The sequence below is a fragment of the Nonomuraea sp. NPDC049646 genome, assembly GCF_044465525.1.
Taxonomy (GTDB): domain Bacteria; phylum Actinomycetota; class Actinomycetes; order Streptosporangiales; family Streptosporangiaceae; genus Nonomuraea.
Map to the genome: position 1 here is coordinate 404,006 of NZ_JBITLU010000005.1, position 26,877 is coordinate 430,882.

Consider the following 26,877-nt stretch of genomic DNA (forward strand, 5'->3'; position numbering starts at 1 on the left):
GAAGGGACGAGAGGGGGCTGGATGACGCTTGATGTCTGGCTCCTGATCGGCGCCGGAATTGTCATCGCGGCCATCGCGTCCGTACGCATCACACATCGCAGCGGTCTGCCCAGTCTTCTCCTCTTCCTGGCCCTCGGTCTGGTTCTGGGGGCCTCGGGGTTCGGCGCCAAGCTGGAGAGCCCGCAGGCCGTCCAGCAGATCGGCCTGATCGCGCTGGCGGTGATCCTGGCCGAGGGCGGTCTGACCACGACCTGGTCGCACGTCCGCAAATCGGTGCCCCTCGCCCTGATCCTGGCCACCGTCGGCGTGACGGTGAGCATCGTGGTCGTGGCGCTGGCCGTCCAGGGGCTGCTCGGCATGGATCCGACCGCGGCGCTCGTCCTCGGCGCCGTGCTGGCCTCGACGGACGCGGCCGCCGTCTTCTCGGTGCTGCGCAGGTTGCCGCTCCCGACCCGCTTGGCGGGGGTCCTGGAAGCGGAGTCCGGGTTCAACGACGCACCCACGGTCATCGCCGTCGTGCTGCTCAGCGGGGCGTCCCGGCGGCCGGCGTCCGTGGGAACGTTCCTGCTGGAGACGGCCATCGAGCTGGTCATCGGCGCGGCCGTGGGCCTCGCGGTCGGACCGGCGGGCGCGTACGCGCTGCGCCGCGTCGCCCTGCCCGCCTCCGGCCTCTACCCGATCGCCGTGCTCGCCCTCACCTTCGTCTCCTACGGCGGCGCGGTGCTGCTGCACGGCTCCGGCTTCCTGGCCGTCTACCTCACGGCCCTCATCCTGGGCAATTCACGCCTGCCGCACCGCGCCGCGACCAGGGGGTTCGCCGAAGGCGCGGCATGGCTGGCGCAGATCGGGCTGTTCGTCATGCTCGGCCTGCTGGCCACGCCCGACGAGCTGCCGTCGGCCATCGTGCCAGGCGTGATCGCCGGGTCCGTGCTGGTGATGGTGGCCCGCCCGCTGTCGGTGCTGGTCAGCTCGACCGTGGCCCGGGTGTTGCGGCTGGATCGGGTGAGCTGGCGCGACCAGGCGTTCCTGTCGTGGGCCGGGCTGCGCGGCGCGATCCCCATCGTGCTGGCGACCATCCCGTGGGCGTCCGGCGTGCAGGGCTCGAAGGAGATCTTCAACCAGGTCTTCGTGATCGTGATCGTGTTCACGCTGCTGCAGGGGCCCACACTGCCGTACGCGGCCCGGCTGCTCGGGGTGAGCGCGCCGGGCGAGGCGCACGAATTGGAGGTGGAGTCCGCGCCGCTGGAGGAGCTCAAGGCGGACCTGCTCCAGGTCAAGGTGCCCGTCGGGTCGCGTCTGCACGGCGTGGAGGTCTTCGAGCTGCGCCTGCCCGCCGGAGCGGCCGTCACGCTCGTGGTCCGCGACGGCAAATCGTTCGTGCCGGACAACAGCACCCGCGTCCGGGCCGACGACCAGCTCCTGGTGGTCACCACGGCCGCCTGCCGTGACCAGGTCGAACGCCGCCTGCGCGCGGTGAGCCGCAGCGGCAAGCTGGCCGGTTGGTACGGGGAGCGGGGGTTGGAATAGGTGTTTGGCCCAATCGGTTAGCATTAGCAGTCGCATCGCTCGAGTGCCAGAACGTATAAGGAGGAGCGCGTGCCGACCTACCAGTACGCCTGCAACGACTGCGGCGAGCAGCTCGAAGTCGTGCAGAAGTTCACCGACGATGCGCTGACGGTGTGCCCCAACTGTCAGGGCAACCTGCGGAAGGTGTTCTCCGCCGTCGGCATCGTGTTCAAGGGTTCGGGCTTCTACCGCACCGACAACCGCTCGTCCTCGACGTCCTCCGCCTCTTCGACCACCCCGTCGAAGCCGGCCGAGAGCAAGTCGAGCGAGTCGTCGTCCGCGTCGTCCTCGTCGTCGTCCACCCCGGCGCCGGCGCCCGCCGCGGCTTCCAACTAGGCGCGTCACCCCGCCCGCACGGGCGGGGGCCTCATCGAGGCCGGTCGGCGTACGCGCCGAGCAGTTCCGGCGCGATGCGATCGACGAGCCGCCTCAGCTGTGGATCGGGCCCCCAGTCGGCCACGAGCCTGCTCAACCCTTCGCGTGAGCAGCGCACGAGCCCCAGGGCCGCCCGGTCCCCCTTCGGCGTGAGCCGCAGCCGCTCGCCGTCGTCAGAACGCTCCACCAGCCCCTCGTCCACCAGCCGGTCGACGTGGGGCCGTCCGTGTGCCCTGCTCACCTTGGCGCACTCGGCCAGCTCGTCCGCACCGACCCAGCCCTTGCCGTTGAGCCTGGCGAGCACCCACACCCCTTGCGGCGCGAGGCCGCTCAGCCCGGCCAGCGCCCCGAGCCTTTCGTAGTAGCCCCTGCGCAGGTCGGCGTCGGCGAGCCGCATGAGCCCCCGTTCGACCTCCTCCAGCGACGACCGCTCGGCCGACGTGGCGCCCAGCCCCTCGCCCAGGTCCGCCGCCTTGGTGGTCTCCCTGAGCCGCGTCTGCGGGATGAACCAGCTCAGCGCGAACGCGCCGAACATCACCGGCGCGGCCACCCTGAAGACGGTGGCGATGGCGTCGGCGTACACATGGAGGAACTGACCGGCCAGCGCGGGAGGCAGCCGCTGGATGACGGTCGGGTCGCGCTGGATCCTGGACGGGTCGAACCCCGCCGGCAACCGGGCCCTGGCCAGCACCTCCCGCAGGTCGCCGTTGAGCGTGCCGGTGAAGACCGCCCCCAGCGTGGCGACCCCGAAGGACCCGCCGATCGACCGGAAGAACGTCGCCCCCGACGTGGCGACGCCGAGGTCCTTGAAGTCGACGGCGTTCTGCACGACGATCACCAGCACCTGCATGGTCATCCCGAGCCCGACGCCGAGCACCAGCAGGTAGCCGCCCATCGTCAGCAGGCTGCTGCGCTCGCTCAGCCCGGACAGCAGGAACAGCCCCGCCGTCGCCACGGCCGTGCCCGCGATGGGCAGGAAGCGGTATCTGCCGGTCTTGGAGATCACCAGCCCGCTGACGATCGACATCGTGAGCATCCCGGCCATCATCGGCAGCAGGTACACCCCGGACAAGGTGGGACTCACCCCGTGCACGACCTGCAGGAACAGCGGCAGGTACGTGAGCGCCCCGAACATCGCGAACCCCACCACGAACCCCACCGCGGACGACATCGCGAACGCCCGCACCCGGAACAGCCCCAGGGGCAGCACCGGCTCGGGGGCCCGTCGCTCGACGGCCACCCACGCCGCGACCAGCGCCGCCGCCCCCAGCGCCAGGCCGGCGATGACCGGGCTCGCCCAGGGATGGACGGCGCCGCCCCACGTCGTGATGAGCACCAGGCACGAGGTCGCGCCGCCGAGCAGCACCACCCCGGCGTAGTCGATGCGATGGCTGGTGCGCGTGTCGTCGCCGGGCAGCGCCGCCGCGATCACGGCCAGGGCGATCGCGCCCAGGGGGAGGTTGACGTAGAACACCCAGTGCCAGGACAGATGGTCGACGAACAACCCGCCGAGCAGCGGCCCCACGATGCTGCTGACGGCGAAGACGGCGCCGAAGAAGCCCTGGTAGCGCCCTCGTTCGCGGGCCGAGACCACGTCGCCCACGATCGCCTGCGCGAGCACCATGAGCCCGCCGCCGCCCAGCCCCTGGATCGACCGGAACCCGATCAGCTCCCCCATGTTCCGGCTCAGCCCGCACAGGGCCGATCCGATGAGGAAGATGATGATCGCGGCGATGAAGAGCTTCTTGCGGCCGTACTGGTCGCCCAGTTTGCCCCACAACGGCGTGGAGACGGTCGAGGCGAGCATGTAGCCCGTCACGACCCAGGAGAGCTGCTCCAGCCCGCCCAGGTCGCTCACGATCGTCGGCAGGGCCGTGGAGACTATGGTCTGGTCGAGCGAGGCCAGCAGCATCCCGAGCATCAGCGCGAGAATGATGAGGCCCAGCCCTTTTTGCCGCATGCGGCGATCCTACTCTTCGTACTGGTGTGCGTACGCTCCGCGTTCGAGCGGTGTGACCGGCGCCCGTGCGGTTGTCCACAGAACGGCGTTCGGCGTTCTCGGGGCCCCCGGCCGTCCGGCTACTCTCGGCGCCATGGTCACTCGCGCAGACATCGGCGTCCTCGGCGGCTCGGGCTTCTACTCCCTCCTCGACGACGCGGAGGAGATCGAGCTCTCCACCCCCTACGGGCCGCCCAGCGACGTCGTCACCGTCGGCCGCATCGGCTCGCGTTCGGTCGCGTTCATCCCCCGGCACGGCCGGGATCACCGCTTCCCTCCCCATCGCATCCCCTACCGCGCCAACCTGTGGGCGCTGCGCTCGCTCGGCGTGACCCAGGTGCTCGCCCCCAGCGCCGTCGGTTCGCTCAAGGCCGAGTACGGCCCCGGCGCCATCGTCGTGCCCGACCAGATCGTCGACCGCACCTCGGGCCGGCCTCAGACGTACTACGACGTCTCGGGGGCCGTCCACGTCTCCTTCGCCGACCCCTACTGCCCGTCCGGCAGAGCCGCGGCCGTGGCCACGGCCCGCTCCACCGGCTGGGGCGACGTCGTCGACGGCGGCACGCTGGTGGTCATCGAGGGCCCCCGCTTCTCCAGCCGGGCCGAGTCCCAATGGTTCGCCGCCAACGGATGGTCGATCGTGGGCATGACCGGCTACCCCGAGTCCGTGCTGGCCCGCGAGCTGGCCCTGTGCTACACCTCGCTCTCCCTGGTGACCGACCACGACGCCGGGGTCGAGGCCGGTCAGGGCGTGACCCACGACGAGGTGCTGGAGTTCTTCGCCCGCAACGTCACCCGCATGCGCACGCTGATCGCCGAGACCGTCCAGGCCCTACCCATCGACCGCACGTGTTCCTGCGGCTCGGCCCTCGACGGCATCAAGCTGCCCTTCGAGCTGCCGTGAGCAGGCAGCCGGCCTGGCTGCGGCCGTGGGCCCGGCGGCGGCGTCTGATCGCGGCGGCCCTGGCCGCGGTGGGCGTCCTGTCGGCCTATGTCGCCCTCCGTCCCGCCGCGGGCCCCGAGGTCCTGGTCGCCGCCCGCGACCTCGTCCCCGGCCCCCTGCGTCCGGGCGACCTCCGTCCGGCGCCGCTCGCCCATCCGCCCGACGGGGCCGTCCGGTCGTACGCGGCGGGCCGCTACCTCGCCGGGCCCATGCGCCGGGGCGAGCCGCTGACCGACGCGCGGCTGCTCCATCCCGTGCCGCTGCCGCCGGGCACGGTGGCCGCCCCCGTGCGCATCGCCGATCCCGACGCCGTCGCCCTCATCTCCCCCGGCTCGATCGTCGGCGTCCTGGCCGCCGGGGAGAGCGGTCAGCCGGCCCAGCTCATCGCCGACGACGTGCGCGTGATCACCATCCCGCGTCCCGCCGACGACTCCCGTACCGGCGGCGCGCTGGTGGTGCTGGCGGCCACCCCGCAGCAGGCGGCCCAGCTGGCGGGGGCCCAGACAGCGGGCCGCCTCTCCATCACCTTCAAGAGTTAACCGAAAGTAATCGTTCGACTACGATTCTTGCCCATGAACGGATTCAAGAAGTTCCTCATGCAGGGCAACGTCCTCGACCTGGCCGTCGCGGTGGTCATCGGGGCGGCCTTCAACTCGATCGTGCAGTCGTTCGTCGCCGACCTGCTGACCCCACTGATCTCGGCCTTCGGCGGCCTGCCCGACTTCTCCTCGCTGAAGATCACCGTCGGCGCGTCCAACTTCATGTACGGCAAGTTCGTCAACGCGGTGATCTCGTTCCTGATGATCGCGGCGGTGATCTACTTCCTGGTCGTCAAGCCGTACACGCATTTCAAGGAGCGTGCGGCGGCCCAGGTCGAGGCCAAGACCCGCGACTGCCCCGAATGCCTGTCGGAGATCCCGAAGGCCGCCTCCCGCTGCGCCTTCTGCAGCGCCGAGGTCGTGCCCGCCTAGAGCTGCGAGTCGATCTTCGGGTCGTACTCCCAGTGCCACGGCTCGAACGGGCTGCTGTAGGCCCAGGCAGGATGGAACCACCCGTACCTCTTGGAGTTCTTCTCCATCCACACGAACTCCGTGGACCGGAACCGCTCCACGCCGCCGCACAGGTCCACAGCCAGCCCGAGACCGTGGTTGCTCCGCCCCGGCACGGCCGCGAACCCCGGCCGCCGGTAGTAGACGGACTGCTGCTCGGCCAGGCTCCGGTAGGCGTCCGTCACGCAGATCGCCTTGCCGAACCGCCTCCGGTAGGCCTCGTTGAGGCTGACGAAGGCGATGGTGGCGTCCGCCCGCAGACTGAACCCCTTCTGCTGCAGCGGACAGAGCATGCTCTTGGGGATGAGCCCGTTGGGGTAGCTGTTGGCCGTGGCGGCCTGGAGGGGGTTGCAGCCCAGCGCCGCCCGTCCGACCTTGTCGATCTTGATGCCCAGCTTCACCAGCGCCGCGGTGAGCGACTTCACGATCTTGTCCGAACGCTGCCTGAGCGTGTCGATCTCGGCCGCCATCTGGGCCTCGGCCAGCAGGTTGCCCGCCCTCAGCTCCTGAGCCTCGGCGGCCAGCCGTTCCGCCTCCTTGTACAGGGTGCTGGTCTGCTCCACGGCCTGCTGCCGCACCCGGACCATCTCGGTCGAGTCCGAGAGCGCCCGCAGGGTGCCGATCCCGGCGTCCCCCGACAGGAACGGCACCACGCCGTCCGCCCCGACGGGCTGCTCGTAGAGCAGCTCCGCGAGCTGCGAGACCGGCTGCCGGATCACCGCGAGCCTGCGCTCCAGATCCTGCAGCCCGTTCAGCTTGGTCTTGAGCTCCTTCTCGGACGCCGCGATCGTGGCACGCCGCTTCTCCAGCGCCTTGGTCGCGTCCTCAAGCTCCTTGGCCGACTTCTCGGCCTCCTTGCGCAGCTCCGCCAGATTGCTCGGATCCCGCCGCTCCACCTGGGTCCGCGCCTGCGCCTGAACCGCTGATGGCACGAAGAGAGAAGCCATCGCCATGACGACCGCGATCAGACCCGCTGATCGAGGGGATGGCACGTTCGACTCCTCCGTTTGCACACTCGTTACCCGGGTCAGGCACGCACGTTACTACAGCCCCCCGAGTGTCCGGACCGAACTCCGAAGAGCTGCTATGAGACAAAAAGCGCACTATGTACGGCTCCCCCTCCCCACCAGCGGCATCGCATCCCTACCTCCGTGTTGCCTCCGTCCTGGCCTCTTCTGCCGGGGTTCCGGCGGCCCGCGAGGCGCTGTCGCTGCGCAGCCCGGAGACGGCTGCGAGAGCACACACTGGCCAAACGGGCCAACCGCGCCCTTGCCCGGCATACACGCTGCGCCCCTCATACATCGCCGCCCCGCGCACACCCCGACCTGCAGCCGCCCTGGCATGGCATAGCTCCACGCACGACGCCACTCTGAGCTTCCTTGCGGCGGTTCGTGTCCGATGTCCGCTACAGCACCCTTGCTCACCTCCCCGAAAGCCTTCGGCGTCCCTCTTGTCACGAGAACCCGCGACCGCTTACGAGGCCCGCGAAGCCCCCTCTACGGAACCTCCGTCGTCTGATCTTCGGCGGCTCGGTCTCCTCCCGAACAGTGCTCTACTCCCTTGCGGCCAGTTCCTCCCGAGATCACCGCCGACAGCGTCCCCCACCTCCGAGCCTGTCGCGGAAGGTCCATCCCAAGAGCTGCGCCACCCGACCTACAGCCCTCCACACGAAGCGCATCGTCGCCGGGTCACTCAGGACCTCAACCCAACCCTCTGTTTCAGAGCCTTCACACCAGCCGCGCGATCGCACGCAGGTCTGCCTCCAAGTGCCACCGAAGCCGAAGCCCCTGCCCCGGCAGCGCAGTGCCCCTGATCGGAAACCCCACCCGCAACGGACATCAGGATCCCCAAGCACCTCCCGCCGCCCAACCGCTCCGAGACACAGCGACACGGTAGTCAGACAGGTCATTGGCCTAGCCGGCCGTCGGCGGCCTGGGCACCGCCGCACCCCGTGACCACACCCTCCTCAGCCCACGCCCCTCACCGACTTCACAAGCCAGACAACCAGCCATACCGGGCATTCTGTGCCGCCTCCTGCTCCCGTTCCCGGCACATGTCCCACAGCCAGGTGTCCTCCCACTCCCCCGCGCACCCAGGCGAGGACCGCGAAGCCTCAGGCTCGTATGGATCTTCCTCAACCACAGGATCCGGCTCGGGCTCGGGCGCGGGCACCGACGACCGCACCTCCAACGCCTCAGACACCTTGGGGACCTTCCGCACAGGCGCCGGAATCACCCCTTCGTACCGCCGATCAGGATGCGCAGGCGCGGGCATCCACACAGGCTCGAACGCCACCCGCACCGCCCTCCGCTCCTCCATCCCCACCGGCGCACCAACTCCCTCGAACCCCCGCATCTCCCCCGCCAACAGCCCACCGGCAAGAATCGCCGGCGCCAGCAACGCCCCGAACAACACAACGGGCCGCCTACGAGCTTGCGTGGATCGCCTCATGGTCACAGGCAGAACCTAGCCACGCACGAAGCACCGGAATCCGACCGCTTGCCATGCCTTTACCGCAGCTCAGAGCACCCATAACCAACCTCACCAAACTGACCCCGGCCCAGCGGCCCACGCACTGCCCAACTTTCGCTAGGCTTACGAGAGTCCGCCTCCGTAGCTCAGGGGATAGAGCACCGCTCTCCTAAAGCGGGTGCCGCAGGTTCGAATCCTGCCGGGGGCACTCATCTTGATCAGGCGTTTCACCTTCTGACCTGCGGTTTCTTGACCGCAGGTCTTTTGCTTACCAGACCCTTGGTAGGCCGCCGAGCGCACCCGAATGCAGCCGTAGGACAGCGCTCTGGGGACATGTGGGGGATGATCTTGGAACGTCCCCGGAACACCTGAGCCTGGGTTCATACTCAGCCACGCTCCCCCTGCCGCCCACTTTCTCCTGCAGACGGCGAGCTCGGGTGAGCCTCGACAGGCACGGCAGTGCACCGTCTGACCGTCCCGCGCCGCTATTGGAGCCGGCTACGCACTTCGTTGATGAAGTCCCACCATTCGCCGACCCGTCCACCTGAATAGCCGTGCCGCTTCAGCGTCAGTTGGAGGGTCCGCTTCAGCGGATGGGGTGACTGCATGATCGCCTCGTTCCGCAGAGCCAGACGAGTGAGCTCGCCCTGTGAGGGCGGCTGGTTGCTCTTTTGTCCGTTGCAGAGCCTGTGTGCGGGGGCAAGGTTCCAGATCGCGTCCAGGTCGACTTTCGCACCGCTCAGGAGCCGCTTGAAGGAGTACGGAAACACGTGGTCGACCGCAACCTCATCGGCGCCAGGGATGAGCGGTTGGGCGCAGATGGTGCAACGGCCATGCTGAAACCCGATGACGGCCTCAGTGACCCCGGCGACTGAGCGCCGCCGTTCTTTGTCGGTGATCCGCAGCGTCGTCAGATCGACCGCGACGCCCTCCTCCACCAGACTTCGGCCTACTCCGGCGGCGAAGGAGGTCTCAACGATGCTCCACCTAGCAGCCAGCTCTGCTTGCAGAGTTGTCCTCTGCTCCGACAGAGCAACCTCACGGAGAGGCTCTGTCAGCTTGACCACCCGTTCCCGAGCGCTGCCGGTCACCTCGTAGAAGCGATGGGGTATCTCAGCACCGCCGTTGCCACGCAGATTGTGAAACTTCTGCATCACCATCTCAGGCATCGACTTCATCGCAGCGGCGAGCAACTTCTCGGTGGGTGAACCAAGTCGTACGGACTCTGCGGTCTCCTCCTGAGCCACGGTCAGGAAGTCGGCTCCGCCGGTAGCGCTCCGCTGCGAGGTTTGCGGCGCCTGCGCCAGATGTTCCACCAGGCTCATCGCGTACGGCCTGGCCAGCTCCCGTAGAGGGATGTCGGTGCGCCCCTCGGCAGCGGCGCCCAGCAGCGCCTCCCCCAAGGCGAACTTGTAGGTACGCGAGTTGGCGCCCATGAGCACCGCCAGCCTCCATGAGGAGCGAGCGGTCGGTTCTTCGCGAAAGAACTCCACAGTCATCCGTACATACCAGCCTTGATCGCGTTTCGACCGGTTCAGGGTAGTTCGCGATCACGTGGATGTCACTGAGGCTCGATAGGCTCAGAAGCCTTGCAGGTAGGGCGCTCGAAGTGAAGGACGTGGAGCATGGGCAAACTGGTTCGGGACAAGATTCCGGACATCATCCGCCAGGGCGGTGAAGAACCGGTCATTACCGTGCTCGAAGGCGTCGACTACCGCAATGCTCTGCTGACTAAATTGATTGAAGAGGCCACCGAACTCGGCGAAGCGTCTCCCTCCGAAGTCGCGGAGGAGATCGCCGATGTGTACGAAGTTTTGCGTGCGCTAGCTACGGTCCATGGGCACGACTGGAGCGCGATTGAGAAGGTGGCAGCCAGCAAACGCAAGGAGCGCGGAGGGTTCCACCACCGTCTCTACCTGGCGTGATGGGTCATTGCCCAGGCTGAACCATGAGGATCTCTGCTCAGATGTGATTCGTAGCAGAGTGAATGGCCCCGCGAGAATTCGGAGCGTCCTGTAACTCCCCAAAATTGCCCGTCGGCGTAATCTCCAACGATCCTGAAAGAGCGATGAGCACACTCGTAACGCCGCCCGCAAGCTCAAGAGCTGATCGGCAGGCCGCGAGCATGGGCGCGCGCCGAGGAACGGAGACCACTCAAGTACGGATGAAAAGCATGACGGCGGTTCTGATCCAGATTCAGTGGAAGATCCAGCTGAGCGATCAGCGCAGACTCCCCCGTCCAGGGCTCCTCATGACGAACCCAACACACCCGGGCGTGTTCCGCCATCCAATCCGTCAGTTCCTTCTCGCCGGCCTGGCCGAAGGTCAACCGCTTCCCGCTGCCTACCCGCCGGAGCTCGAGCCCGAGCAGGCAACCGAGGCTGAGCCGCAGGGTGGAGCCCTCAGCGTTGCCGCGGAAGTGATACCGCACCCTGCTCCGGAGATTCTGCCTGCTGGCTCGCGTCGCCATACGACGGGGAGCGATCCCGACGTAGAGGAGACGGTCAGCGGGCAGGCTCGGATGTGGAGGCTGGGTGAAGTACCAGCCATAGATACCTGCAGCACCAGGCACCGGGCTTGGGCGGGTGAGGACTTCTGCTGCCTCCCACAACTTGGCCGGATTCAGCAGCCCAGCAGTGTCCATCCTTGCCTCCGGTCTCGTCCGTGCAGAAGGCTAAGGCACGCCACCGACAATGCGGATGAAGGCGCTGCAACGGGTACCGGGCAGGTTCTATCTCTGCCCGGTCGTTCATGCCTGCGATTCCAGCAGCCCTGAGAGGAACTCTTGCGTCGCCCGATCGACCGAGTACACGGCGGTGCCCATCATGCCGCGGGTCAGCAGCACTTTGTAGGTGTTGCGGATCAACCGGTCCGCCTGTTCGTCGCTGACTCCTCTCCGCATGAGCGCTGGATCCTTGCTGGCGCTGCGAACAGTGACCAACCTGCCGTCGCGGTAGACGAGGTCCGGACCGAAGATCACGCCGTTCCAGTCGTACTCGAAGCCCTGCGCCGTGTAGACGCACCCCACCTGCTCGAAGCCACCGGCCGCCGAGGCCCACAAGGCGCTGGCCGGCGCATTCCCCACGGCCCTGTCACCCTTGACGTTCCACGGCCGCGCCCATTCACCGATCCGCACGTCGGCGACCAGGCTGTCATCCCCATTCGGCGCACTCCAGGGCCAGCAGAACCCGGCTGTCATCCGCGCCGAGTAGCCCGCTTGAAGCCTGGCTCGCAGTGTGGCCTCCAACTCGTACGGAGACTCGGTCAGGGAGACAGCGAAGTGGTCGTCCCCCTTCCACACCTCTGGCGAGTCGCCGTCCAAGCCCAGCAGGCGCAGCACCCATTCCTCGTACTTGCGGCTTCCACCGCAGCGGAACTGTGCGTCCAGGTCGACCTGGTGCACGGCGAGGCCGAGTGATTCGGCGTAGGTGGTGATGTCGGCGACGCGTCCCATCTCGCCGGGCCGTACCACCTGATGCTCATCCAGCAGGAAGACCGGCACTCTCGCTGCGTTGATCAGCTCATCCAGCTGCGGCCGGCCTGTTCGCTGGTCTGATCTGGTGAACCTGTTGGCCGAGGTCTCGCGAATGCGGTGGGCCTCGTCGCAGATCAGGACATCCACGTCATTGGGGTTGGCGGTCATGAAGTTGTTGAAGTACTTGAACATCCCCTTCAGCCGGGTCGACCCCTTGGCGACGACGCGCCTCATCGTCTCGGTGAAGGACCGTGAACCGGTGGCGTGCAGAGCCGAGTACCCATGGCCGGAGAGCTCACCCAGCAGGGACAGCGCGATGACGCTCTTACCGGAACCCGGCCCTCCGGTGATGATCACCACTTGCTTCGAATTGTTCGCTCGAGCCTTCTCCACCGCGTGCAGGACCATCTCGTAGGCCAACCGCTGCTCGGCCAGCAGGACGAACTGATCGCGGTTCTTGATCTCGCCGGCAGCGACCTTGAGCAGTTGCTTGGACGGCCGGATGGAACTGGACAGCAGGCGATCGGCCGCAGCAGCCCCGGGCTCAGGCGCGAACTGTGCCTTGAGGTAGTCGACGAACTGGCCGCGGCGTGTCTTGCTGAAGAGCCGGGTGCGTTCGTCCTCGACATGGTCGTAGAGATCGTGGATGTCCGGGTCGCTGGCGTTGTGCAGGTAGGCCACTCCACGCACGGCGTTGTGGTGCTGGTCCAGGGCTCCGACGAAGTCGGCCAGGTATTCGCAGTAGCCCCGCACCTGCACGACCGGGTGGAGCTTGGGCCGCGACCCCATGCCCGACACCAGGACCATGTCAGCGTCGTCTTCGTACAGCTCAGCCTGGCTCCACTGCTTGAGCTCGACGATCAGGTAGGAGTCGGCTCCTGTGCGCCGGTCGCGTCCGGCGAGAATGACGTCCGCCCGCTTGCTGGTTAACGGCAGTTGGTACTCAATCAGCATCTCGACGCCACCGAGCCCGGCTTCCATCAGATCGCGGGCCAAGATCGGGATGCTCCGGTCCCAGGACCTGCGCTCGCTCTTGCCTGGATTGATGCCTTGGGTGGCGCGCATGTTCTCAGCGATCACCTCGCTGAGGACGCGTTCAGGCACCGACTCAGACACCAACTGGACAAGGCTTTCCGCCGAGTGCCGGAAAACGGCCACGGATGTACCCCCAGGCAGCACGAAAGACTCGTGCGGTATGGGGGCGTGTCCGCAACTGGGGCGGAAGCCCGTCGGGCCGCATCACCGATGCGTCAAAGATTAGCGGGATCTCGCCTGGATCCACTCCCGGATAAGCCGACGAAAGCCTTGAGCGGAGCAGCCTGCATCACCTTTCCGCATTTCGCAGGTGCCAGGCCAGTTGATGCGACGTGACGAATCGGAGGGCACTGGCCGAGGTACTCAGCGGGCCCCAGGACGGACTGTTGTCGTGGGATGTTCACACCTAGGGTGTCATCGTGCAGCGCCTTGCCCTCTTCGACCTCGACAGGACGCTCATTGACCTCAGCGGCGCGTTCCTACGGTGGGCCGAGGAGTTCGCTGAGCACCATCACTTGCAGCCGGAAGACATCTCCTGGCTCACCTCCCTGGATCAGGGCGTACACCCTCACCGAGACGTCTTCTTCACCAAGGTGCGCGAGCACTTCGCGCTGCCGGACCCGGTCGAAGAGCTGTGGGCCGGTTACCGTCAGCGGATGCCGTATCTCGTGGAGTGTTACCCCGGCGTCATGGCGGAGTTGGCTGACCTACGGGCCGCGGGGTGGCGAGTAGGAATCGTCACGAATGGCATGGCGGACAACCAGCTCGGCAAGCTCCACCGAACTGGCCTGGCCGGCGCGGTTGCTGGCTACGCCGTGTCGGGGGTTGAGGGTGTCCGAAAGCCGGATGCTCGCCTGTTCCAGATCGCCGCCGAGCGGTGCGGAGCCAGCCTCATCGATGGCGGTTGGATGGTGGGTGACAACCTCATCGCGGACATCGCAGGTGCTCAGGCTGCGGGCTTGCGCGGGATCTGGGTCGATCGAGGTACGTGGTCGGGGCACGAACATCGGGCCGATCACGTGGTGGCAGACGTGTCTGAGGCAATCACCATCATGCGCGGACAGCGTCACGGATAACACGGCAGAGCGCGCCCGGGGTATGACGCCCTCGAGACTGCCCTGAGGTAAGCGACGATACGCGGCGGCCATTCGAGTAGTTGGTATCTGCAGCCCTTCGTAGGTGTACGCACAGGTCCTGCCGTTTGGATCGATTTCTTAGCAAGAATCGCGAATCGGTTGGTTTCCATGGCAATCGACTCGGGCGGGGTTATCGTCGGTTGGGGGTCCTTGAGGAGCCATACGAGGAGAGATCGGCATGCCTGGTCTTGACCGCGAGGCGATGCAGGCTGCGATGTCCCGCATCCAGAAGCTGTCCGATGACAACTGGTGGGTCCTGCACGCTTCCTGCACCTTGATGGAAGCCCAAGCATGGGTCGGGCCGAGCGGGACCAGCTTCGGTGACGCCGTTCATAAAAGTCAGCAGGAGCTGCGTGCGATGCTGGCTGAGGCCGTCACCATGGCCCGGGACGAGCTGACGAGGGCGACATGAGCTTCAGCGGAGTCAAACTGCCGGAGTTCGACACCTTGGTCACCCGCCACACGGCAGCCGCCATGCAGATCGAGGAGCTGGCCTCACTGTTGTACGGGGAGCTCAACGGCGCAGGGCTCGATACCGCTCCTGCGGAACGGATAAGGCGACTCGCGGCACAGGTCGGCCAGGAAGCCGCAGACTTGCGCAAGCGGCAGGGCATCGTCCGGGAGATGGAGCGGCTCAAGGTCTCCCTCGGGCCGGCCGCTGTGGCAGGAACCCTCATCGCGATGCCGGACTCTCTCCCTCAGGCTCAAGGGCAACTCGACGGCACTGCCGCAGCTAACGCCGCCAAGGCCGCGGCAGCAGGCGATAAGAACGCGTTGAAGCAACTGCAGGCGTACGTGTCGAAGACGCGCGACGCCACATTCGTCAAGGCGTTCCTCTCCCAACTCGGCGCCAAGGGAGTGACGGAACTGCCCGCCACGATCGCCGGACAGCTCAAGGCGGCAGCCTCAGCAGGTGGCACCGGACAGGCGTCCAAGGAAGCCCGGGAGGCGATGCGACTGCTCGCTACCGCGCTCGCCAAGGGGACCAATCCCAGCGATCCCGCGTACATGGGCGACGCCTTCCTCACCGATCTGGTGAAGCACGGCCGCAGCGAGTTCAAGCTGAACGGCATCTCCTACTTTGGATACCAAGCACAGGCGATGATCTGGCAGGCAAGCGAGGGCAATCCGCCGTTCTCCGAGAAGTTCATGCAGGTTGTCGGACGAGATGCCATCGTCTTCGAGAAGGAGAAGTTCGAGGATCGCTGGAAGGCATCCAAGGACGCGATCGGGAGCGCCCTGGGCAGCCAACAGGTCCCGATGGCGGACCTCGCCACCACGCTCGGCGTGACCCAGTGGATGATTCCCAGGACCCCTACTATCGGCCCGGCAAAACAGCCCATAGACGAGTCGCGGAAGCATCCTGGCTCAGCGGTCATCGACGACCTGTTCCATGCGGCGGCCAGCGATGCGAAGGCTTCACAAGTCCTCCTCAATCACACGCCGGCCGGATGGAAGCAGTCGGTCCTGTCCTACATGCTGACCGACCGCCTCGCCGCATTCCAGTTCCACGGCAACACCGACCCGTTCGCCCAAGCAATGCGGAAGGCGATGACAGGGAAGGACGACACCTCGCTGAAACTGACCGGAGAGGCGCTAAACGTCCTCAAGGAGCACGCCAAAAAGGCATTCGGGCCAGACGACAACAACCGCCTCTCAATTACCGACCGGAAGCTGTTCGATCAGTTGACCTTCCTCAGGTATCCCGCGGGCAGCGCTTTAGCCGCACATATCGACCAGCTTTACGGCACGTTCGAGACCAAGACCCATGGCTTCTCAGGCATCGACAAGCCCGACATGGATCGACTACTAGTTCTGGTGAGCGGCGACAAGGAAGCCGCCACGGAACTCCAAGCTGCCGAGGCTGGCAGGGTGGGCGATCGGGTCAACGATGCCTTCAAGGTGGACGGCGGAAAGCATGTAAAGGACCAGCTCATTCCAGAAGCGAGGGTATTCGGACACCTGGTGGAAGCCCGCAGGCAAGCCTTGCTCGCCAACGCCTGGAGCGACGAGCAGGCCAGAAAGGACCTGAAGGAAACACTCAACTCCGCATTCTCCGAACTGACTGGGCCGACTGGGCGACTCGGTACCAAGGTGGCGGGAGAGATCGGCGGGAAGATTGGGGAAAAGGGCGCTGAACTGTCGCTGGACACACTCGCCTCATTCATCGCCAAACAGGTGATCGAAGTGGGCGTTACCTCAGGCGACGCGTTGAAGACCTCCGAAAACCAAACCGAGATGGTGGGGTGGCTGATGAAGAGGGCCATCATCAGCGCAAAGATCGCCGCAGGCGATTGGTCCAAGAACGCCATGGAAGCAGTCAAGGGCAAGAGCTTCGCCACCCGCGATCAGCCGCCCCAGATCAGACCCCTTGAGGAGATACTGGCAGAGCCGACGACTTTCGACGACTTCATTGAATGGGCACAACGTTTCACTAATACTGAGAGCACAGCGAACGACTTGCAAACCACCATGGGAAATATCGCCACGACCACTGTCCCCGGAAACCTCAATGTCAGCAGGTACTGACATGCCGCTTCGAGTCGTTCGCGTCCGCCGCAACATTACTGTTGGCCTGGCATTCCTCTTCGCTATGACTACCAGTTGCACCGGTACCCCCACACAAGTGCCGCCGAGTCCCACCGGAAAGGCCCCCATCAGTCCGGTTACCGACTCTCCACCCTACTGGTGCGACTTTCTTCCACAACAGGCCATCCGTACAATCACCGGGCTCACCATTCCACTCGAGGAGCGCAAGAGCGGAGTACCGGCATCTCATGGGCAATGCTCGCTTCGCAATGAATATGACCGACTCTCAGTGGTGTGGGCCACATTTGGCGGCAAGGAGGCGACGGACCTCGCACAGGAGAACTTCGGAGCCCATCAACTGGCAGGCCTGCCGGCAAATCTCGGTAGCGGGCTCATTTCCTACACCGGTCGCCTGCCTCGCACCAACCCGTACTACACCCATATGCTGTTCCGGTGCGGTGACAAGCATCCGTGGATCAGCGTCGATCTTTCCGAGGTCGCCAAGGGCCGCGACCCAGTCAGCGACCTGACGCAGCTGCTCAGCATCGCCCGGAAGCGGTACGGCGAACTGCATAAATGCACCCCTAAGCCGAGCTGACATGCGTTGACGCTATCCGTAGATCAGGTGGCATGCAAGGTTACGGATGCGGAACGCGGGACGGGAATGTGGGAACAGTCCGTCGCATGTTGCGTCGATCAAGGAATCCACACTCCTCCTACCGCGGTTCTCAGGAACGACGGGCTTTGTCTTCCTTTGACGGCGGGGCGGCGTCGTAATCGTCGTGTGTGGCGTTTCAGGGGCATCGTCGTAACGTTGAAGGGACGCAGTCCCGCGTCGTGCTTCATGACGGTTCCTCTCTCGTCTCACCTTGTTCTTCGACTGCTCGTGATCTGTCTGCGGCACCGCCGAAGGTGAAGGCTTATGGGGAGCAGGCGTGTGCGTCGCCGGTGAGGTGAGCACAGTTGGGCGTGCGGTTGGGCTTTCGCGAGGCGTCGGCATCGAAACGGCTTTTACCTGAGGTGAGGCGTTGTCATTGCCCCACGCGCTTGACCAAATGCCGATGCTGGCGCAGGCCAGGAGGCTGGCGATGAGCACCGAACGGGTCAGACGATCCTGCATTCGCAGAAATGATCTCCCGGGTGGGGCGGGAGTTGAATACGTTCGCCAGTCGAGGGAGTCGGACGCGTTGAGAAGCCGAGGCCGGTTCTGGAGTGGGAGGCCGTAGCGCGGTCGCCGCAATGGGCGGTGCTCTTCTGGGGACGACGCGGAGTGGGCGTAATCGGGGTTCATGGCCCTCCTCTCGTTGCGTGCATGACAGGGTCGCGCAGCGTGACGGGCTTCGGCGGGAACGACGCGCATGGGTGACAGCGTGAAACGAAATGGCCCCGGCAGATCCGGGGCCGAAGGTGGGCAAGGATGGCTATGTGTCGAGGGCGTTGTTGATTTTGCTGTTGATGTGTTCTTGCTGGCCGTCGATGCATTTGGCGTAGACCCGAAGGAGCACGTCCACACTGTGACCAGCACGTTTGGCTACCTCGGGGGCCGGGACGCCTGCGTTCAGCCAGAGGGAGACCGCGGCGTGGCGGAGGTCGTACGGTCGTGCTGCAAGCGAGGACGCGGCCTGTTCCGGGGTGAGAGCCAGCTTGCGGGCTTCTTGCCAGACGTAGGAGTGCGCTGAACTGGAGTAGGTGCCGCCTGTGCCCGTGCTGAAGATCCTGCCATCCTTGGCCGTGCCGTACTCGGCGACGTGGTCGCGGAGCAAGGTGACCAGGGTGGGCGGAATGGGGATCTCTCGTGTCTCCTTGTCCGCGCGGTGCTTCAGGCTGCGGGATTCGTGGGTCTCGCCGGAGTTGGTCCAGCGTTTCGTGCCTTGGGGACGGGCCTTCTCCAGCACGATCAGGCCCCAGCCCGTTTCAGGCAGCGTGCAGTTCTTCAGCCGGAGGTCGGCCGCCTCCTCTGGCCGGAGAGCGGCGTAATAGATACAGGCGAACAGGGCTTGAAGTCGAGCGCCCCGCTTGCGGCCCACCTTGGGCAGGGCGTTGAGGAGTTGCCGTGCTTGGGCGGGATTGACCACCGTACGAGGGTCGATGACTGTGACGGCCCTCGGTGCCGTCCACTTGATCTCGTCCAGCGGGTTGGTGTTGAACACCTTCTGCTCTACTGCGTGTTCCAGCAGGTGATGCAGAATGGCGCGCTTGCGCCGTACCGTGTTCGCCCCCGCAGGAGTGCCGGCGAAGGTGACCGAGATGGCGTCGAGGGCCGTACGGAGAACGTGTGCCTCTCCCAGTGCCGAGAGCGGGAGTGACGCCCTCTCAAGCCAGGCCAATGCCGCTGCTTGGGCCGTCGCCAGAGCGTCACGTCTGCCCTCCGGGAGCAGTGCGTGAATCCTGAGGACTTCCCGCAGTTCCTCAGCGGCGGGCCGGCGGGGTGCATCGGACACCAGGGCTGGAATCAGGGTCAGGAGCGCGTACGCGTCCGTCTCGCGGGTCCGGGCCGCTGAGGTGTTCCAGCGCCGGAGAACGTACGCCTGAGCGAACTCAAGGAAGGACGGCCCGGAGGACCCGGCGGCGAGCATCGACACCGGCAGGCCGGTGGCGATGTCGAACTCCTCCCCCGCCTTGGCAGCCTGGCGCAGATCAGAGACGAAGGCGTTGGCCAGGCCCTTGGTCCTGAAGCTCTTGGACTTGGGCTTGCCCGCGACCCGCCAGCGGGCGATGAATGTAGGAGTCTCGCGGTCCGTACGGTGCTGGATTTCGCCGAGCTTCACGTCGTAAGTGGTGTTCATACGGCCCCCCGTCGCGAGTCGAGCCAGGCTGTGAGGTCGCTCCGCCAGACGCGGAGTTCGAGGTTGGGCAGTTGGACGCAGACCGGCGCGCGGCCGAGCTCGCGCCAGCGGTAGAAGGTGCGTCGGGAGACGCCGCCCAGTTCGGCGAGAACCTGCGGGACGGTCAGCAGTTCGTCGCGCCTACTCATCGGCGGTCACCAACTGCATTGCGAGTGGTGTGCCGGTGAGTGCAGCCACAAGGAGTTGATCTCCGAGGGAGAGTCCTTGTCCGGCGTACTCCCAGTGGGCGACGACGAGGACGGTGTCCTCGTCGAACAGCGGCAGCCGCCCGAGGCTGATCTCTTCTGTGCGCATGTGTTCTTCGCGGGCGGCTCGGAGGTCGCCGAGGGTGGTGGAGTAGTGGCGGCTCTTGGTGGAGAAGTGGCCGCGGAAGCCGAGCATGTGGGCCCAGTGGGTGAGCCGTAGGTCGGCCAGGTCCTCGTCGCCGCCCAGTCGCATGCAGGCGGCGATCAGTCGGCGGGCGTGGTCGCGGACGGGTAGGGCGTCGAGGTTGTCGAGTGGTTGGATGCGGCGGTCCAGGGTGCCGACGCATTCAGCGGCCTTGGTGGCGTACTTGGCGATGTAGGCGGCAACGGCCTGTTCGATGAGGTCGCCGTTCATGGTGATGCGTCGGACGTCGAGCTGGGTTCCCCACCGGAACGTGCGACCCAATGGCTTGATCTCGGCGGTCACGGCGGCTGTCGCGTGCTGGACGGCGTCGGCCAGGGCGTCGGCGGTGGCCCAGGCCGGTGGCGGCGAGTTGGGGCCGTCGGGTCCGTCGAGGCGGATGACGGCGTGGAAGTGGACGACGCCGCGGCGCTGGTACTCGGCGACCTTGGCGAAGGCGATGGTGACCTGATCGCGCAGGGCTTTGACGGTCAGGCCGTTGAGGCGGGCGAAGCGGCGGCGCAGGGCGAGGGTGAAGCGGCGCCACAGTTCGGGGCTGATGGCGTTGAACAGGACCGAGCCGTCGTAGTCGTAGCAGTCGGGGCACAGCGGTTCGCCGAGCCGCGGATCGTCGGCGTGGTGCCGGTCGGTGCAGGACATGGGGTGTCCGTGCGGGCAGGTCTGGGCGTTGCGGCGGGCGTGGCAGGGCTGGACCTTGCCGTTCTTCTCCCGCCGCACGTGAACACTCCCGAAGGAGGGCGCGGTGAGGGTGACGAACAGGCACGGATGCGAGCTGACCGTCTCCGGGACGCCCTTGCCGCCGATGAGGCCGGCGCGGACGAGTTGGTAGGTGTCGGAGCGGTAGACCTCGGCGCAGGCCGGGCAACGGGAGGCGCGGCGAGTCTTACACGGAACGCGCAGGACGCCGCCCGGTTCTCGGTTGGTGCTGTAGCGGTGGAGCAGCTCGCCGGTGGCCTGGTCGAAGTGCTCGACCTTGCCACGCAGGTGGATGGGCTGTCGGCAGCCGCCGGTGCGCTTGATCTGGTGCGCCCAGCGGTCGTAGTCGGGTTGGTGGAGCCGGTCGATCATCCCGGCTACCGCGTGAGAGCGGGCAAGGTGGGGCAAGATGGGTTCCGTCCTATCCAGTGACGCTGGTGTGGATGGCCCCCGGCCTGGCGCGGATCTTGGCGGATGTGTGGCCAGGCGGGGGGCGCTACGCGTTATGCGCCGTGGTTGTCGATGCCGCTGCCGTGGCAGTCGGCGCAGGTCTGGTCGTCGGTGACGCCAGTGCCGTTGCAGGTGCAGCAGCAGTAGCGCGGGATCGGGATGGTCACCGGTTGTCCCGAGGGACGATGCGGACGTACACGCGGTACTTGCGCGGGTGAGCACGGTCCGGGTACGCCCGCGACATCGCGGTGACCGTGAAGACCTCACGCAGATGGATCAGACCGAGGGTGATCTCCGCGCGATTTCCTTCGAGGCGGATACGCATGTTGGTGATCTCCTAGATCTCGTCGTGCTGGATGGAGTCGCGGTAGCTGTTCACGGCGTCGTGGCGCGCTTGGGCGGCGGCGAGGATGGCCACGGCCCGGTATTCGACGGGGCCGAAGTGCACGGAGGTCGCGTAGTGGCCGTACGGCGAGTTGTCGAATTCGATGGGTGATCCGATCCGGGCGGCGATCTGGTCGATCTCAGCGCGCATGTCCTCGTCGGCTTCGTGGGCGGAGAAGTAGTGAAGGGTCGGGTCGGGCGGAGCCGGTACGTCGGGGTGGGTCTCCAGGAAGATGGCCAGGTTGAGCAGGCCGTTGATCAGTTCTCGGCGGTGGTCGCGCATGACGTTCCTCTCAAGGGATCTCTGGTGTGGTCCGCAGGGTGCGGAGCAGGGCGGAGGCGAGTTGGTCGGACACGCCCAGGCGGGCGCGCAGCAGGTCGCAGGTGATGGGCTTGCCGTGCTTGGTCTGGTGTTCTGCGGCTACGCGGCGGGCGTAGTCGACCAGGGCTGGTGCGGGAGCGGGACCGTCGTCGTCAGCGGGGACGAGCGCGGGACGGTCCTCGTACGAGACGGCTTGGGACGTCTCGGGAACGGACGGGGACGCTTCTGCCCAGGACGAGGACGGCTGCAGGACGTCCTGGGACGGTTCAGTACGGGCAGTGGTGGCGCGGCGTTCGAGCATGGAGACCGCGACGAGGAAGGCGCCGGCCGGAGTGGCAGCGGTTATCCAGCCCCAGATGGTCGGGGTGGCTTGTTGCAGGTTCGCGGCCAGGGACAGAACGACGCCTCCGGATAGGACGAGGACGGGCCAGGAGACGAGACCGCGCCGAGCTTTGCCTGTCTTTTTGTCGCGCTGGCGTTCCCGGGCAGCCATGACGCAAGTCAGATCGACACAGACCGCGATGGCCCACGCCATCCAGCCCTGCTGGCCGTTCTCGGTGGCGGTGTCGCGGATGTGGGTGAAGGATCCAGCTCCGGCGATGAGGGCCAGGACGACGACGGGGCCGGTGTCGAGCAGCCAGGCGGCGAAGCGTCGCATCTTGCTCCTCCTCTCCGGCGAGTCAGGCGGTCTGGGAGTCGGGTGTCTGGTGAGGTTGTGCGGCCATGACCTCCGCCCACTTCGGCGCTCTGTCGGCGTAGGTGTGGGCGGCGTGTTCGGCGGCTTGCTCGCTGACGTAGAACGACCGGGCCCGGTACCACTGGCCGTCCTGACCGGCGACGATGGCGACACCCGGCGTCTCGGCGGCGATGGCGCGAGCCGAGTCGAGCGCCGCCGGGTCGAGATCGCCGAGGGTCATGGTGGCGGTCTCGGGATCGTTCACCCGGTGGCAGATCCGCCCGGAGCACTGAGCCCGAAGGGCGGTGACACCGGGACCGAGGTCAGAGCCGATGCGCTGACCACAGCAGAACAGGTAGATGCCGAACGCTCGCCCGAGCTGCGCCACCCGAAGCAGCGCGGTCGACGTCTTGGCGATCTCGTCCTTCTCCGACTTGTCGGCCATCAGGTAGAGCTCGGCCAGCTCGTCGACCAGGACCACGACCGGGACCGGACGCATGCCCGGCGGGAGCTGCCAGATGTTGCGGGCCGAGGCCATCCGGCACAAGCCCATCCGGTCGGTCATGAGCTCCACCAGGTCGTCGAGCAGTCCCCCGCACTCGGCGCGGCTCGTGGCCAGCGCGGACAGCCGCGGCGCGTACGGCGTGAACTCGACTCCGCCCTTAAGGTCGAAACCGACCAGAGCGACGGGTTGCGGGGCCAGGCCGACGATGAGCGCGTTGGCCAGGTTGGACTTGCCGGACTGGGTGGCGCCGGCGTTCAGCCAGTGCGGGACCGTCCGGAAGTCGACGGTCCAGGGCTTGCCGGTCTCCAGCCGACCGACGGTGACCTTGAGCAGCTCCGTCGAGGGTGGCAGGTCATCAACCTTGACCAGCGGATCGCGCAGGGTGACGGCGATCCGTACCCGACCAGGCTTGTCGGAGGAGACGCGCACAGCATGCACGCCCCAGGAGTGCGCCAGCCGTTCGGCGGCGTCGGAGTAGTCGGCCGGGATCTGGCCTTCAAGGGTGTGCAGCGTGACCCGCCAGCCGTAACGGGTGGGCAGCGGCAGCCACATGAACGGCTTGGTGTCCACGGCGACGCGCTGGAACTTGCGCCGGACGCGGACGACGCCGGTCGAGGCCACCATCCCGGGAACGGTGGTGAACCAGAACCGCTGCCGCTTCTTGGTCAGACCGCATCCGAGGGCGACCTTGCGCCAGGACGCCCGCACGCTGATCGCGGTCAGCGGATAGCCGACAACGAGCCAGAACGACGGGTGATGCCAGCGGCGCCAGGCCCAGAGCCCGGCCGCGACAGCGGCCAGGACTCCGAGCAGGGTGTAGAGCTGATCAAACACTGGCGGCCTCCTGCTGCGGGAGCAGGGCAGCGGCCCGGTAGGCGATCCCCCAACGGCCGGCGATCTCCCAGACGTAGCCGAGCAGGCCGACGGCGTTGACGGCGTCGCCGGCCTTGATGGGCGGTTCTCCGCTGATACCGATCTTCACGAGCTCGATCCGGCCGAACTCGTCCTCTACCGACACCGTCACCTCGTAGACGGTGTTGCCGTTCTTGTCGGTCTTGATCTCGCCGGTGTCCTTGTTGAGCAGCCGCGGGCGCGGCGCCTTCACGCAGGTGATCGCGAGCTTGCTGGTGTCCACAGGGATGGGGACGGTGCGCATGGCGTGAGTTCCTTACGTAGTGACGTTGCGACTCTTAGTATGCATGGAATACTTGGCGTTCTAAGTTGTCAAGGGATTCCACGAAGACTTGGTTGGCATGTCGTGCGGGGTGTGCTGAAGTAGAGGCCAGACGACCTCACGGAAGGCGCGGAATGGTCGAGAAGAGCGGTCGCCCCGGCTACCTCCAGATAGCGGACGACCTTCGTACGCAGATCAGAACGGGCTCACTCGCACCCGGCGCTGCGCTGCCCTCGACCGCCCAGCTCGGCCAGCGCTACGACGTGTCCGCCAGCGTGGTCAAGGCCGCGATCAGCGTGCTCCGCACCGAGGGGCTGATCGTCGGCCAGCAGGGCAAGGGTGTGTTCGTACGGGAGGGCGCGGCGGAGTCGCTCCAAGAGCCGGCCCCGTCGGACGTCATGGACCAGCTCTCTCAGATGCGGAGCACTCTGGCGACTCTCGGCGAGCGGATCGCCGACCTGGAGAAGGCCGTGTTCCAAGAGCGGAAGCGATCTCGCTGACCCGACAGGCCAACTCCTCCATCTCCGACCGAATGGCCTGAAGTTCGGCCAGAATTCGCTCGTTTGCGGTCACTCTCGGCACCCCATTTCTGGTGGTTCGTAATCCCCTGCGGGATGCCGTTAGTTCATCGCGTATCGCCGCTGTTGAGTATCACGGAGCGTTAGCTAAGCTTCTGCATTGCTGCCTGCACGGCGGTTACACATGCGCTTACACACGCCCACCCCTCCAAGCGCGCAAAAGGATGCGATGAAGACAATTCACCGCCCCGGATGGCAACCCCTGCTGCTGCGCCAGTACCGCGAAGCACACGGACTCACCCTCGAAGCTGCAGGTGACCAGCTACGCCAGGTCGCCGCACGGCACGGGCTCACCGCGCCGGCCGCGAATTTCCAGACACTCTGGGCACACGAACAGGGATCGGTATATCCCGGGCCTCACTACCGACGAGCCTATTGCCTTCTATACCAGGCAAACGAACCCACACTGGGTTTCCGGCTGCCGCTTCCTGGCGAAATATCCGAAGTGGAAAATTCCATCTCGGATTTGCCCCAGCCCACCGACCCTGCCGTGGACAACGCCGCCGCCGAGGTGATCGAACAGGCCCTCGTCAAAGTCTCGGGCGCTCCCATCAACGGTGAGCAGAACGCCCTCCTCAACCGAGTCGTGGACGCCTGGCGACGCCGCCACGGCCAGGGCAGCCCCAAGCCCATCCTCACCCTCGTCGGCGGCTACGAGGGATCCCGCAAGACAGAGTTCTCCCGCTTCCTGTCCGACATCACCGGCTGGGCCTTCCTGGACAAGGACTCCCTGACGCGCCCCATGGTCGAGCGCCTGCTGATCTCCCTCGGCGGCGACCCCCACGACCGGCACACCGAGCTGTACCTGAGCGAGGTCCGTCCACTGGAGTACCGGTGCCTGATGGAAACCGCGTTCGACAACCTCAAAGTCGGCACCTCGGCCATCCTCGCGGCGCCATTCATTGCCGAACTCCAATCCCCCGACTGGATCTCCCGCCTCACCAACCGATGCGCGGCCAAGGGCATCGACGTGGCCGTGGTCTGGGTACGCTGCGACGCCGAGTCCATGCGTGAGTACATCGAATTCCGCGGCGCGCCCCGAGACGCCTGGAAGCTCGCCAACTGGCAGACGTACGTCAGCGGCCTCAACTCCGAGACCAGCCCGCCCACCGCCCACATCACCGTCGACAACCGCCTCGGCGCCGCCATCAGCCTTGCCGACCAGACCCGCGAGACCCTGAAGCGGATCCTCACATGAGGGGCATCGTCCTGTACGGGCCACCCGCCAGCGGCAAGAGCACCATCACCGCCGCCCTCAGCCGACTCGACCCGCGGTTCGCGCTGGTGCGCAAGCTCAAGGCCGGCAACCAGCGCGGCACAGAGTACGACTTCGTCCCCGTCGAGGAGCTGGCCAGGCTGCGAGCCGCCGGCCGCCTCCTCCTGGAGACGCGCCGCTACGGCAACACGTACGCCATCGACCGCCACCAGATCGACGAACTGGTCTCGTCCGGCCAGGTACCGATCGTCCATCTGGGCACCATCGCCGACATCCGCCGGCTGACCGAGGCAACAGCCTGGCTGGTCGTCCTGCTGTGGGTACCGCGGGCGGTCTGCGAGGAACGCTCGCGACAGCGCCTCGACATAGACACCCCACACCGCTTGGCAGCATGGGACGAGGCATTCGCCGACCTGTACACCCATGGTGAGAGCACGTTCCATCACCGACACCGAACCGACCTGATCGCGCCGGAAGAGATAGCGCAGCAAATCGCAAGCGCCTACCACGGCCGCGAAGTGGCGCCGATGGATCAACGCGCGTAGCCGGTGAGGATCTGCATCCATAGCTGCCGAGCAGCCCGAGCAGACATCCATTCAGTCTGAACGACGCGCGGACGGCCGTCCCATGACATGCGTCGAATGAACGACAACCCGCCGGCCGCGCACAGCTCATACATCGGAGGCATGCAGGTGCACGTGTGCTCATGGACCCTGATCCGATCGCATCGCCGCACAACGTCTTGCCAGGCCACTTGAAGCACATCCTCCTGAGGAACTGCCAAGTGATGGCTGTGATGGTCGAAGCGCCACGACGGTACGTTCATACCTCGGCCCCCAACTGCGCTTGCGCGAGAAGCAGCCTGACGAAGGTTTCCAGGTCATCCGCGCTCACCGTCTGCTGCATCCCAGCGTCAACCTCTTTGTCGCTGAGCCGTACGCCGCTCCGGCTCCCGTAGAAGGCCCCTGCGTCACTCTGGAAGAAGGACCAGCCGGGGAAGCAGGCGCGAAGCGCTACAAGGCAGTGACTCTTGGTCGCCATGTCACGAGCGTAGAAGCTGAGCG

General features: G+C 66.3%; 27 protein-coding genes and 1 tRNA gene. 14 read left to right on the forward strand and 14 right to left on the reverse strand.

Going from position 1 to position 26,877, the window contains the following annotated elements; all coding sequences use genetic code 11:
• Nucleotides 1-21: 21 nt before the first annotated feature.
• A complete protein-coding gene (locus ACIBQ8_RS17505) occupies nt 22-1,527 on the forward strand; it encodes a potassium/proton antiporter (RefSeq protein WP_397180191.1) in 1,506 nt (501 codons plus the stop codon).
• A 69-nt stretch (nt 1,528-1,596) separates the two neighbouring features.
• Nucleotides 1,597-1,902, forward strand: a complete 306-nt coding sequence (locus ACIBQ8_RS17510) for an FmdB family zinc ribbon protein (RefSeq protein ID WP_352366385.1) — start codon at nt 1,597-1,599, stop codon at nt 1,900-1,902.
• A 31-nt stretch (nt 1,903-1,933) separates the two neighbouring features.
• Here ACIBQ8_RS17510 and ACIBQ8_RS17515 read toward each other — a convergent pair whose 3' ends face one another.
• Nucleotides 1,934-3,901 carry an MFS transporter gene (locus ACIBQ8_RS17515; RefSeq protein ID WP_397192412.1) on the reverse strand — a complete coding sequence of 656 codons (1,968 nt, stop codon included), beginning with the start codon at nt 3,899-3,901 and terminating at the stop codon, nt 1,934-1,936.
• A gap of 133 nt (nt 3,902-4,034) precedes the next feature.
• Here ACIBQ8_RS17515 and ACIBQ8_RS17520 point away from each other — a divergent pair, with 133 nt between their 5' ends.
• The 3 genes from ACIBQ8_RS17520 to mscL are packed head-to-tail and all read left to right on the forward strand — an operon-like array spanning nt 4,035 to nt 5,854.
• Entirely contained in the window at nt 4,035-4,844 is an 810-nt protein-coding gene (locus ACIBQ8_RS17520) for an S-methyl-5'-thioadenosine phosphorylase (protein ID WP_397192413.1), read from the forward strand.
• On the forward strand, nt 4,841-5,422 hold the full coding sequence (locus tag ACIBQ8_RS17525; RefSeq protein ID WP_397192414.1) for an RcpC/CpaB family pilus assembly protein: 582 nt from the start codon (nt 4,841-4,843) through the stop codon (nt 5,420-5,422). The genes ACIBQ8_RS17520 and ACIBQ8_RS17525 overlap by 4 nt, the downstream gene beginning before the upstream one ends.
• A gap of 33 nt (nt 5,423-5,455) precedes the next feature.
• Nucleotides 5,456-5,854, forward strand: coding sequence for a large conductance mechanosensitive channel protein MscL (gene mscL, locus ACIBQ8_RS17530; RefSeq protein ID WP_397180195.1), 399 nt, complete (start codon nt 5,456-5,458; stop codon nt 5,852-5,854).
• On the opposite strand, the gene ACIBQ8_RS17535 is transcribed toward mscL, so the two are convergent.
• Nucleotides 5,851-6,864 (reverse strand): D-alanyl-D-alanine carboxypeptidase family protein, encoded by a 1,014-nt coding sequence (locus ACIBQ8_RS17535; RefSeq protein WP_397180196.1) that lies wholly within the window; start codon nt 6,862-6,864, stop codon nt 5,851-5,853. The two genes, mscL and ACIBQ8_RS17535, sit on opposite strands and share 4 nt — an antisense overlap.
• A gap of 1,675 nt (nt 6,865-8,539) precedes the next feature.
• On the opposite strand from ACIBQ8_RS17535, the gene ACIBQ8_RS17540 reads away from it, so the two are divergent.
• Nucleotides 8,540-8,612 (forward strand) — tRNA-Arg (locus ACIBQ8_RS17540).
• Between the two features lie 277 nt (nt 8,613-8,889).
• Here the strand turns inward: ACIBQ8_RS17540 and ACIBQ8_RS17545 are convergent.
• Nucleotides 8,890-9,903, reverse strand: a complete 1,014-nt coding sequence (locus ACIBQ8_RS17545; protein WP_397192415.1) for an HNH endonuclease — start codon at nt 9,901-9,903, stop codon at nt 8,890-8,892.
• 126 nt (nt 9,904-10,029) lie between these two features.
• Here ACIBQ8_RS17545 and ACIBQ8_RS17550 point away from each other — a divergent pair, with 126 nt between their 5' ends.
• A complete protein-coding gene (locus ACIBQ8_RS17550) occupies nt 10,030-10,329 on the forward strand; it encodes a hypothetical protein (RefSeq protein WP_397192416.1) in 300 nt (99 codons plus the stop codon).
• Nucleotides 10,330-10,502: 173 nt separating this feature from the next.
• Here the strand turns inward: ACIBQ8_RS17550 and ACIBQ8_RS17555 are convergent, their stop codons facing one another.
• Complete coding sequence (locus ACIBQ8_RS17555; RefSeq protein ID WP_397192417.1) at nt 10,503-11,048, reverse strand: GIY-YIG nuclease family protein; 546 nt, start codon at nt 11,046-11,048, stop codon at nt 10,503-10,505.
• Between the two features lie 105 nt (nt 11,049-11,153).
• Nucleotides 11,154-13,037, reverse strand: coding sequence for a DNA/RNA helicase domain-containing protein (locus ACIBQ8_RS17560; RefSeq protein ID WP_397192418.1), 1,884 nt, complete (start codon nt 13,035-13,037; stop codon nt 11,154-11,156).
• 296 nt (nt 13,038-13,333) lie between these two features.
• On the opposite strand from ACIBQ8_RS17560, the gene ACIBQ8_RS17565 reads away from it, so the two are divergent.
• From ACIBQ8_RS17565 to ACIBQ8_RS17580, 4 genes are all read left to right on the forward strand, one after another.
• Complete coding sequence (locus ACIBQ8_RS17565) at nt 13,334-13,990, forward strand: HAD family hydrolase (RefSeq protein WP_397192419.1); 657 nt, start codon at nt 13,334-13,336, stop codon at nt 13,988-13,990.
• Nucleotides 13,991-14,228: 238 nt separating this feature from the next.
• Nucleotides 14,229-14,462: a hypothetical protein gene (locus ACIBQ8_RS17570; protein ID WP_397192420.1), complete on the forward strand. Its 234-nt coding sequence runs from the start codon at nt 14,229-14,231 to the stop codon at nt 14,460-14,462.
• Nucleotides 14,459-16,579 carry a hypothetical protein gene (locus ACIBQ8_RS17575; RefSeq protein ID WP_397192421.1) on the forward strand — a complete coding sequence of 707 codons (2,121 nt, stop codon included), beginning with the start codon at nt 14,459-14,461 and terminating at the stop codon, nt 16,577-16,579. Before ACIBQ8_RS17570 ends, ACIBQ8_RS17575 begins: the two co-directional genes overlap by 4 nt.
• A gap of 1 nt (nt 16,580) precedes the next feature.
• Entirely contained in the window at nt 16,581-17,177 is a 597-nt protein-coding gene (locus ACIBQ8_RS17580) for a hypothetical protein (RefSeq protein ID WP_397192422.1), read from the forward strand.
• Between the two features lie 823 nt (nt 17,178-18,000).
• Here ACIBQ8_RS17580 and ACIBQ8_RS17585 read toward each other — a convergent pair.
• The 8 genes from ACIBQ8_RS17585 to ACIBQ8_RS17620 form a co-directional block, all read right to left on the reverse strand.
• Nucleotides 18,001-19,365: a tyrosine-type recombinase/integrase gene (locus tag ACIBQ8_RS17585; RefSeq protein ID WP_397192423.1), complete on the reverse strand. Its 1,365-nt coding sequence runs from the start codon at nt 19,363-19,365 to the stop codon at nt 18,001-18,003.
• Entirely contained in the window at nt 19,362-19,553 is a 192-nt protein-coding gene (locus ACIBQ8_RS17590; protein ID WP_357999261.1) for a helix-turn-helix domain-containing protein, read from the reverse strand. The genes ACIBQ8_RS17585 and ACIBQ8_RS17590 overlap by 4 nt, the downstream gene beginning before the upstream one ends.
• Nucleotides 19,546-20,880 carry a replication initiator gene (locus ACIBQ8_RS17595; protein ID WP_397192424.1) on the reverse strand — a complete coding sequence of 445 codons (1,335 nt, stop codon included), beginning with the start codon at nt 20,878-20,880 and terminating at the stop codon, nt 19,546-19,548. Before ACIBQ8_RS17595 ends, ACIBQ8_RS17590 begins: the two co-directional genes overlap by 8 nt.
• 241 nt (nt 20,881-21,121) lie before the next feature.
• Entirely contained in the window at nt 21,122-21,283 is a 162-nt protein-coding gene (locus tag ACIBQ8_RS17600) for a hypothetical protein (protein WP_357696279.1), read from the reverse strand.
• 12 nt (nt 21,284-21,295) lie between these two features.
• Nucleotides 21,296-21,625: a hypothetical protein gene (locus tag ACIBQ8_RS17605; protein ID WP_397192425.1), complete on the reverse strand. Its 330-nt coding sequence runs from the start codon at nt 21,623-21,625 to the stop codon at nt 21,296-21,298.
• Nucleotides 21,626-21,635: 10 nt separating this feature from the next.
• A complete protein-coding gene (locus ACIBQ8_RS17610) occupies nt 21,636-22,322 on the reverse strand; it encodes a DUF2637 domain-containing protein (RefSeq protein ID WP_397192426.1) in 687 nt (228 codons plus the stop codon).
• 22 nt (nt 22,323-22,344) lie between these two features.
• On the reverse strand, nt 22,345-23,679 hold the full coding sequence (locus ACIBQ8_RS17615) for an FtsK/SpoIIIE domain-containing protein (RefSeq protein ID WP_397192427.1): 1,335 nt from the start codon (nt 23,677-23,679) through the stop codon (nt 22,345-22,347).
• Nucleotides 23,672-24,001, reverse strand: coding sequence for a hypothetical protein (locus ACIBQ8_RS17620; RefSeq protein WP_357696286.1), 330 nt, complete (start codon nt 23,999-24,001; stop codon nt 23,672-23,674). Before ACIBQ8_RS17620 ends, ACIBQ8_RS17615 begins: the two co-directional genes overlap by 8 nt.
• Before the next feature lie 152 nt (nt 24,002-24,153).
• Here ACIBQ8_RS17620 and ACIBQ8_RS17625 point away from each other — a divergent pair, with 152 nt between their 5' ends.
• The 3 genes from ACIBQ8_RS17625 (at nt 24,154) to ACIBQ8_RS17635 (ending at nt 26,358) form a co-directional block, all read left to right on the forward strand.
• Nucleotides 24,154-24,519 carry a GntR family transcriptional regulator gene (locus ACIBQ8_RS17625; protein ID WP_397192428.1) on the forward strand — a complete coding sequence of 122 codons (366 nt, stop codon included), beginning with the start codon at nt 24,154-24,156 and terminating at the stop codon, nt 24,517-24,519.
• Between the two features lie 247 nt (nt 24,520-24,766).
• Nucleotides 24,767-25,795 carry an AAA family ATPase gene (locus tag ACIBQ8_RS17630; RefSeq protein ID WP_397192429.1) on the forward strand — a complete coding sequence of 343 codons (1,029 nt, stop codon included), beginning with the start codon at nt 24,767-24,769 and terminating at the stop codon, nt 25,793-25,795.
• On the forward strand, nt 25,792-26,358 hold the full coding sequence (locus ACIBQ8_RS17635; protein WP_397192430.1) for a guanylate kinase: 567 nt from the start codon (nt 25,792-25,794) through the stop codon (nt 26,356-26,358). Before ACIBQ8_RS17630 ends, ACIBQ8_RS17635 begins: the two co-directional genes overlap by 4 nt.
• A gap of 277 nt (nt 26,359-26,635) precedes the next feature.
• On the opposite strand, the gene ACIBQ8_RS17640 is transcribed toward ACIBQ8_RS17635, so the two are convergent.
• Nucleotides 26,636-26,854, reverse strand: a complete 219-nt coding sequence (locus ACIBQ8_RS17640; protein ID WP_364341064.1) for a hypothetical protein — start codon at nt 26,852-26,854, stop codon at nt 26,636-26,638.
• Nucleotides 26,855-26,877 lie beyond the last annotated feature (23 nt).

What these genes read in the sequence shown, in the direction of transcription:
- ACIBQ8_RS17605 (WP_397192425.1), bottom strand. Translation starts at nt 21,625, where the DNA reads ATGCGCGACCACCGCCGAGAACTGATCAACGGCCTGCTCAACCTGGCC.
- ACIBQ8_RS17600 (WP_357696279.1), bottom strand. Translation starts at nt 21,283, where the DNA reads ATGCGTATCCGCCTCGAAGGAAATCGCGCGGAGATCACCCTCGGTCTG.
- ACIBQ8_RS17575 (WP_397192421.1), top strand. Translation starts at nt 14,459, where the DNA reads ATGAGCTTCAGCGGAGTCAAACTGCCGGAGTTCGACACCTTGGTCACC.
- ACIBQ8_RS17610 (WP_397192426.1), bottom strand. Translation starts at nt 22,322, where the DNA reads ATGCGACGCTTCGCCGCCTGGCTGCTCGACACCGGCCCCGTCGTCGTC.
- ACIBQ8_RS17635 (WP_397192430.1), top strand. Translation starts at nt 25,792, where the DNA reads ATGAGGGGCATCGTCCTGTACGGGCCACCCGCCAGCGGCAAGAGCACC.
- mscL (WP_397180195.1), top strand. Translation starts at nt 5,456, where the DNA reads ATGAACGGATTCAAGAAGTTCCTCATGCAGGGCAACGTCCTCGACCTG.
- ACIBQ8_RS17505 (WP_397180191.1), top strand. Translation starts at nt 22, where the DNA reads ATGACGCTTGATGTCTGGCTCCTGATCGGCGCCGGAATTGTCATCGCG.
- ACIBQ8_RS17585 (WP_397192423.1), bottom strand. Translation starts at nt 19,365, where the DNA reads ATGAACACCACTTACGACGTGAAGCTCGGCGAAATCCAGCACCGTACG.
- ACIBQ8_RS17545 (WP_397192415.1), bottom strand. Translation starts at nt 9,903, where the DNA reads ATGACTGTGGAGTTCTTTCGCGAAGAACCGACCGCTCGCTCCTCATGG.
- ACIBQ8_RS17580 (WP_397192422.1), top strand. Translation starts at nt 16,581, where the DNA reads ATGCCGCTTCGAGTCGTTCGCGTCCGCCGCAACATTACTGTTGGCCTG.
- ACIBQ8_RS17570 (WP_397192420.1), top strand. Translation starts at nt 14,229, where the DNA reads ATGCCTGGTCTTGACCGCGAGGCGATGCAGGCTGCGATGTCCCGCATC.
- ACIBQ8_RS17550 (WP_397192416.1), top strand. Translation starts at nt 10,030, where the DNA reads ATGGGCAAACTGGTTCGGGACAAGATTCCGGACATCATCCGCCAGGGC.
- ACIBQ8_RS17515 (WP_397192412.1), bottom strand. Translation starts at nt 3,901, where the DNA reads ATGCGGCAAAAAGGGCTGGGCCTCATCATTCTCGCGCTGATGCTCGGG.
- ACIBQ8_RS17590 (WP_357999261.1), bottom strand. Translation starts at nt 19,553, where the DNA reads ATGAGTAGGCGCGACGAACTGCTGACCGTCCCGCAGGTTCTCGCCGAA.
- ACIBQ8_RS17640 (WP_364341064.1), bottom strand. Translation starts at nt 26,854, where the DNA reads ATGGCGACCAAGAGTCACTGCCTTGTAGCGCTTCGCGCCTGCTTCCCC.
- ACIBQ8_RS17555 (WP_397192417.1), bottom strand. Translation starts at nt 11,048, where the DNA reads ATGGACACTGCTGGGCTGCTGAATCCGGCCAAGTTGTGGGAGGCAGCA.
- ACIBQ8_RS17630 (WP_397192429.1), top strand. Translation starts at nt 24,767, where the DNA reads ATGAAGACAATTCACCGCCCCGGATGGCAACCCCTGCTGCTGCGCCAG.
- ACIBQ8_RS17595 (WP_397192424.1), bottom strand. Translation starts at nt 20,880, where the DNA reads ATGATCGACCGGCTCCACCAACCCGACTACGACCGCTGGGCGCACCAG.
- ACIBQ8_RS17625 (WP_397192428.1), top strand. Translation starts at nt 24,154, where the DNA reads ATGGTCGAGAAGAGCGGTCGCCCCGGCTACCTCCAGATAGCGGACGAC.
- ACIBQ8_RS17620 (WP_357696286.1), bottom strand. Translation starts at nt 24,001, where the DNA reads ATGCGCACCGTCCCCATCCCTGTGGACACCAGCAAGCTCGCGATCACC.
- ACIBQ8_RS17520 (WP_397192413.1), top strand. Translation starts at nt 4,035, where the DNA reads ATGGTCACTCGCGCAGACATCGGCGTCCTCGGCGGCTCGGGCTTCTAC.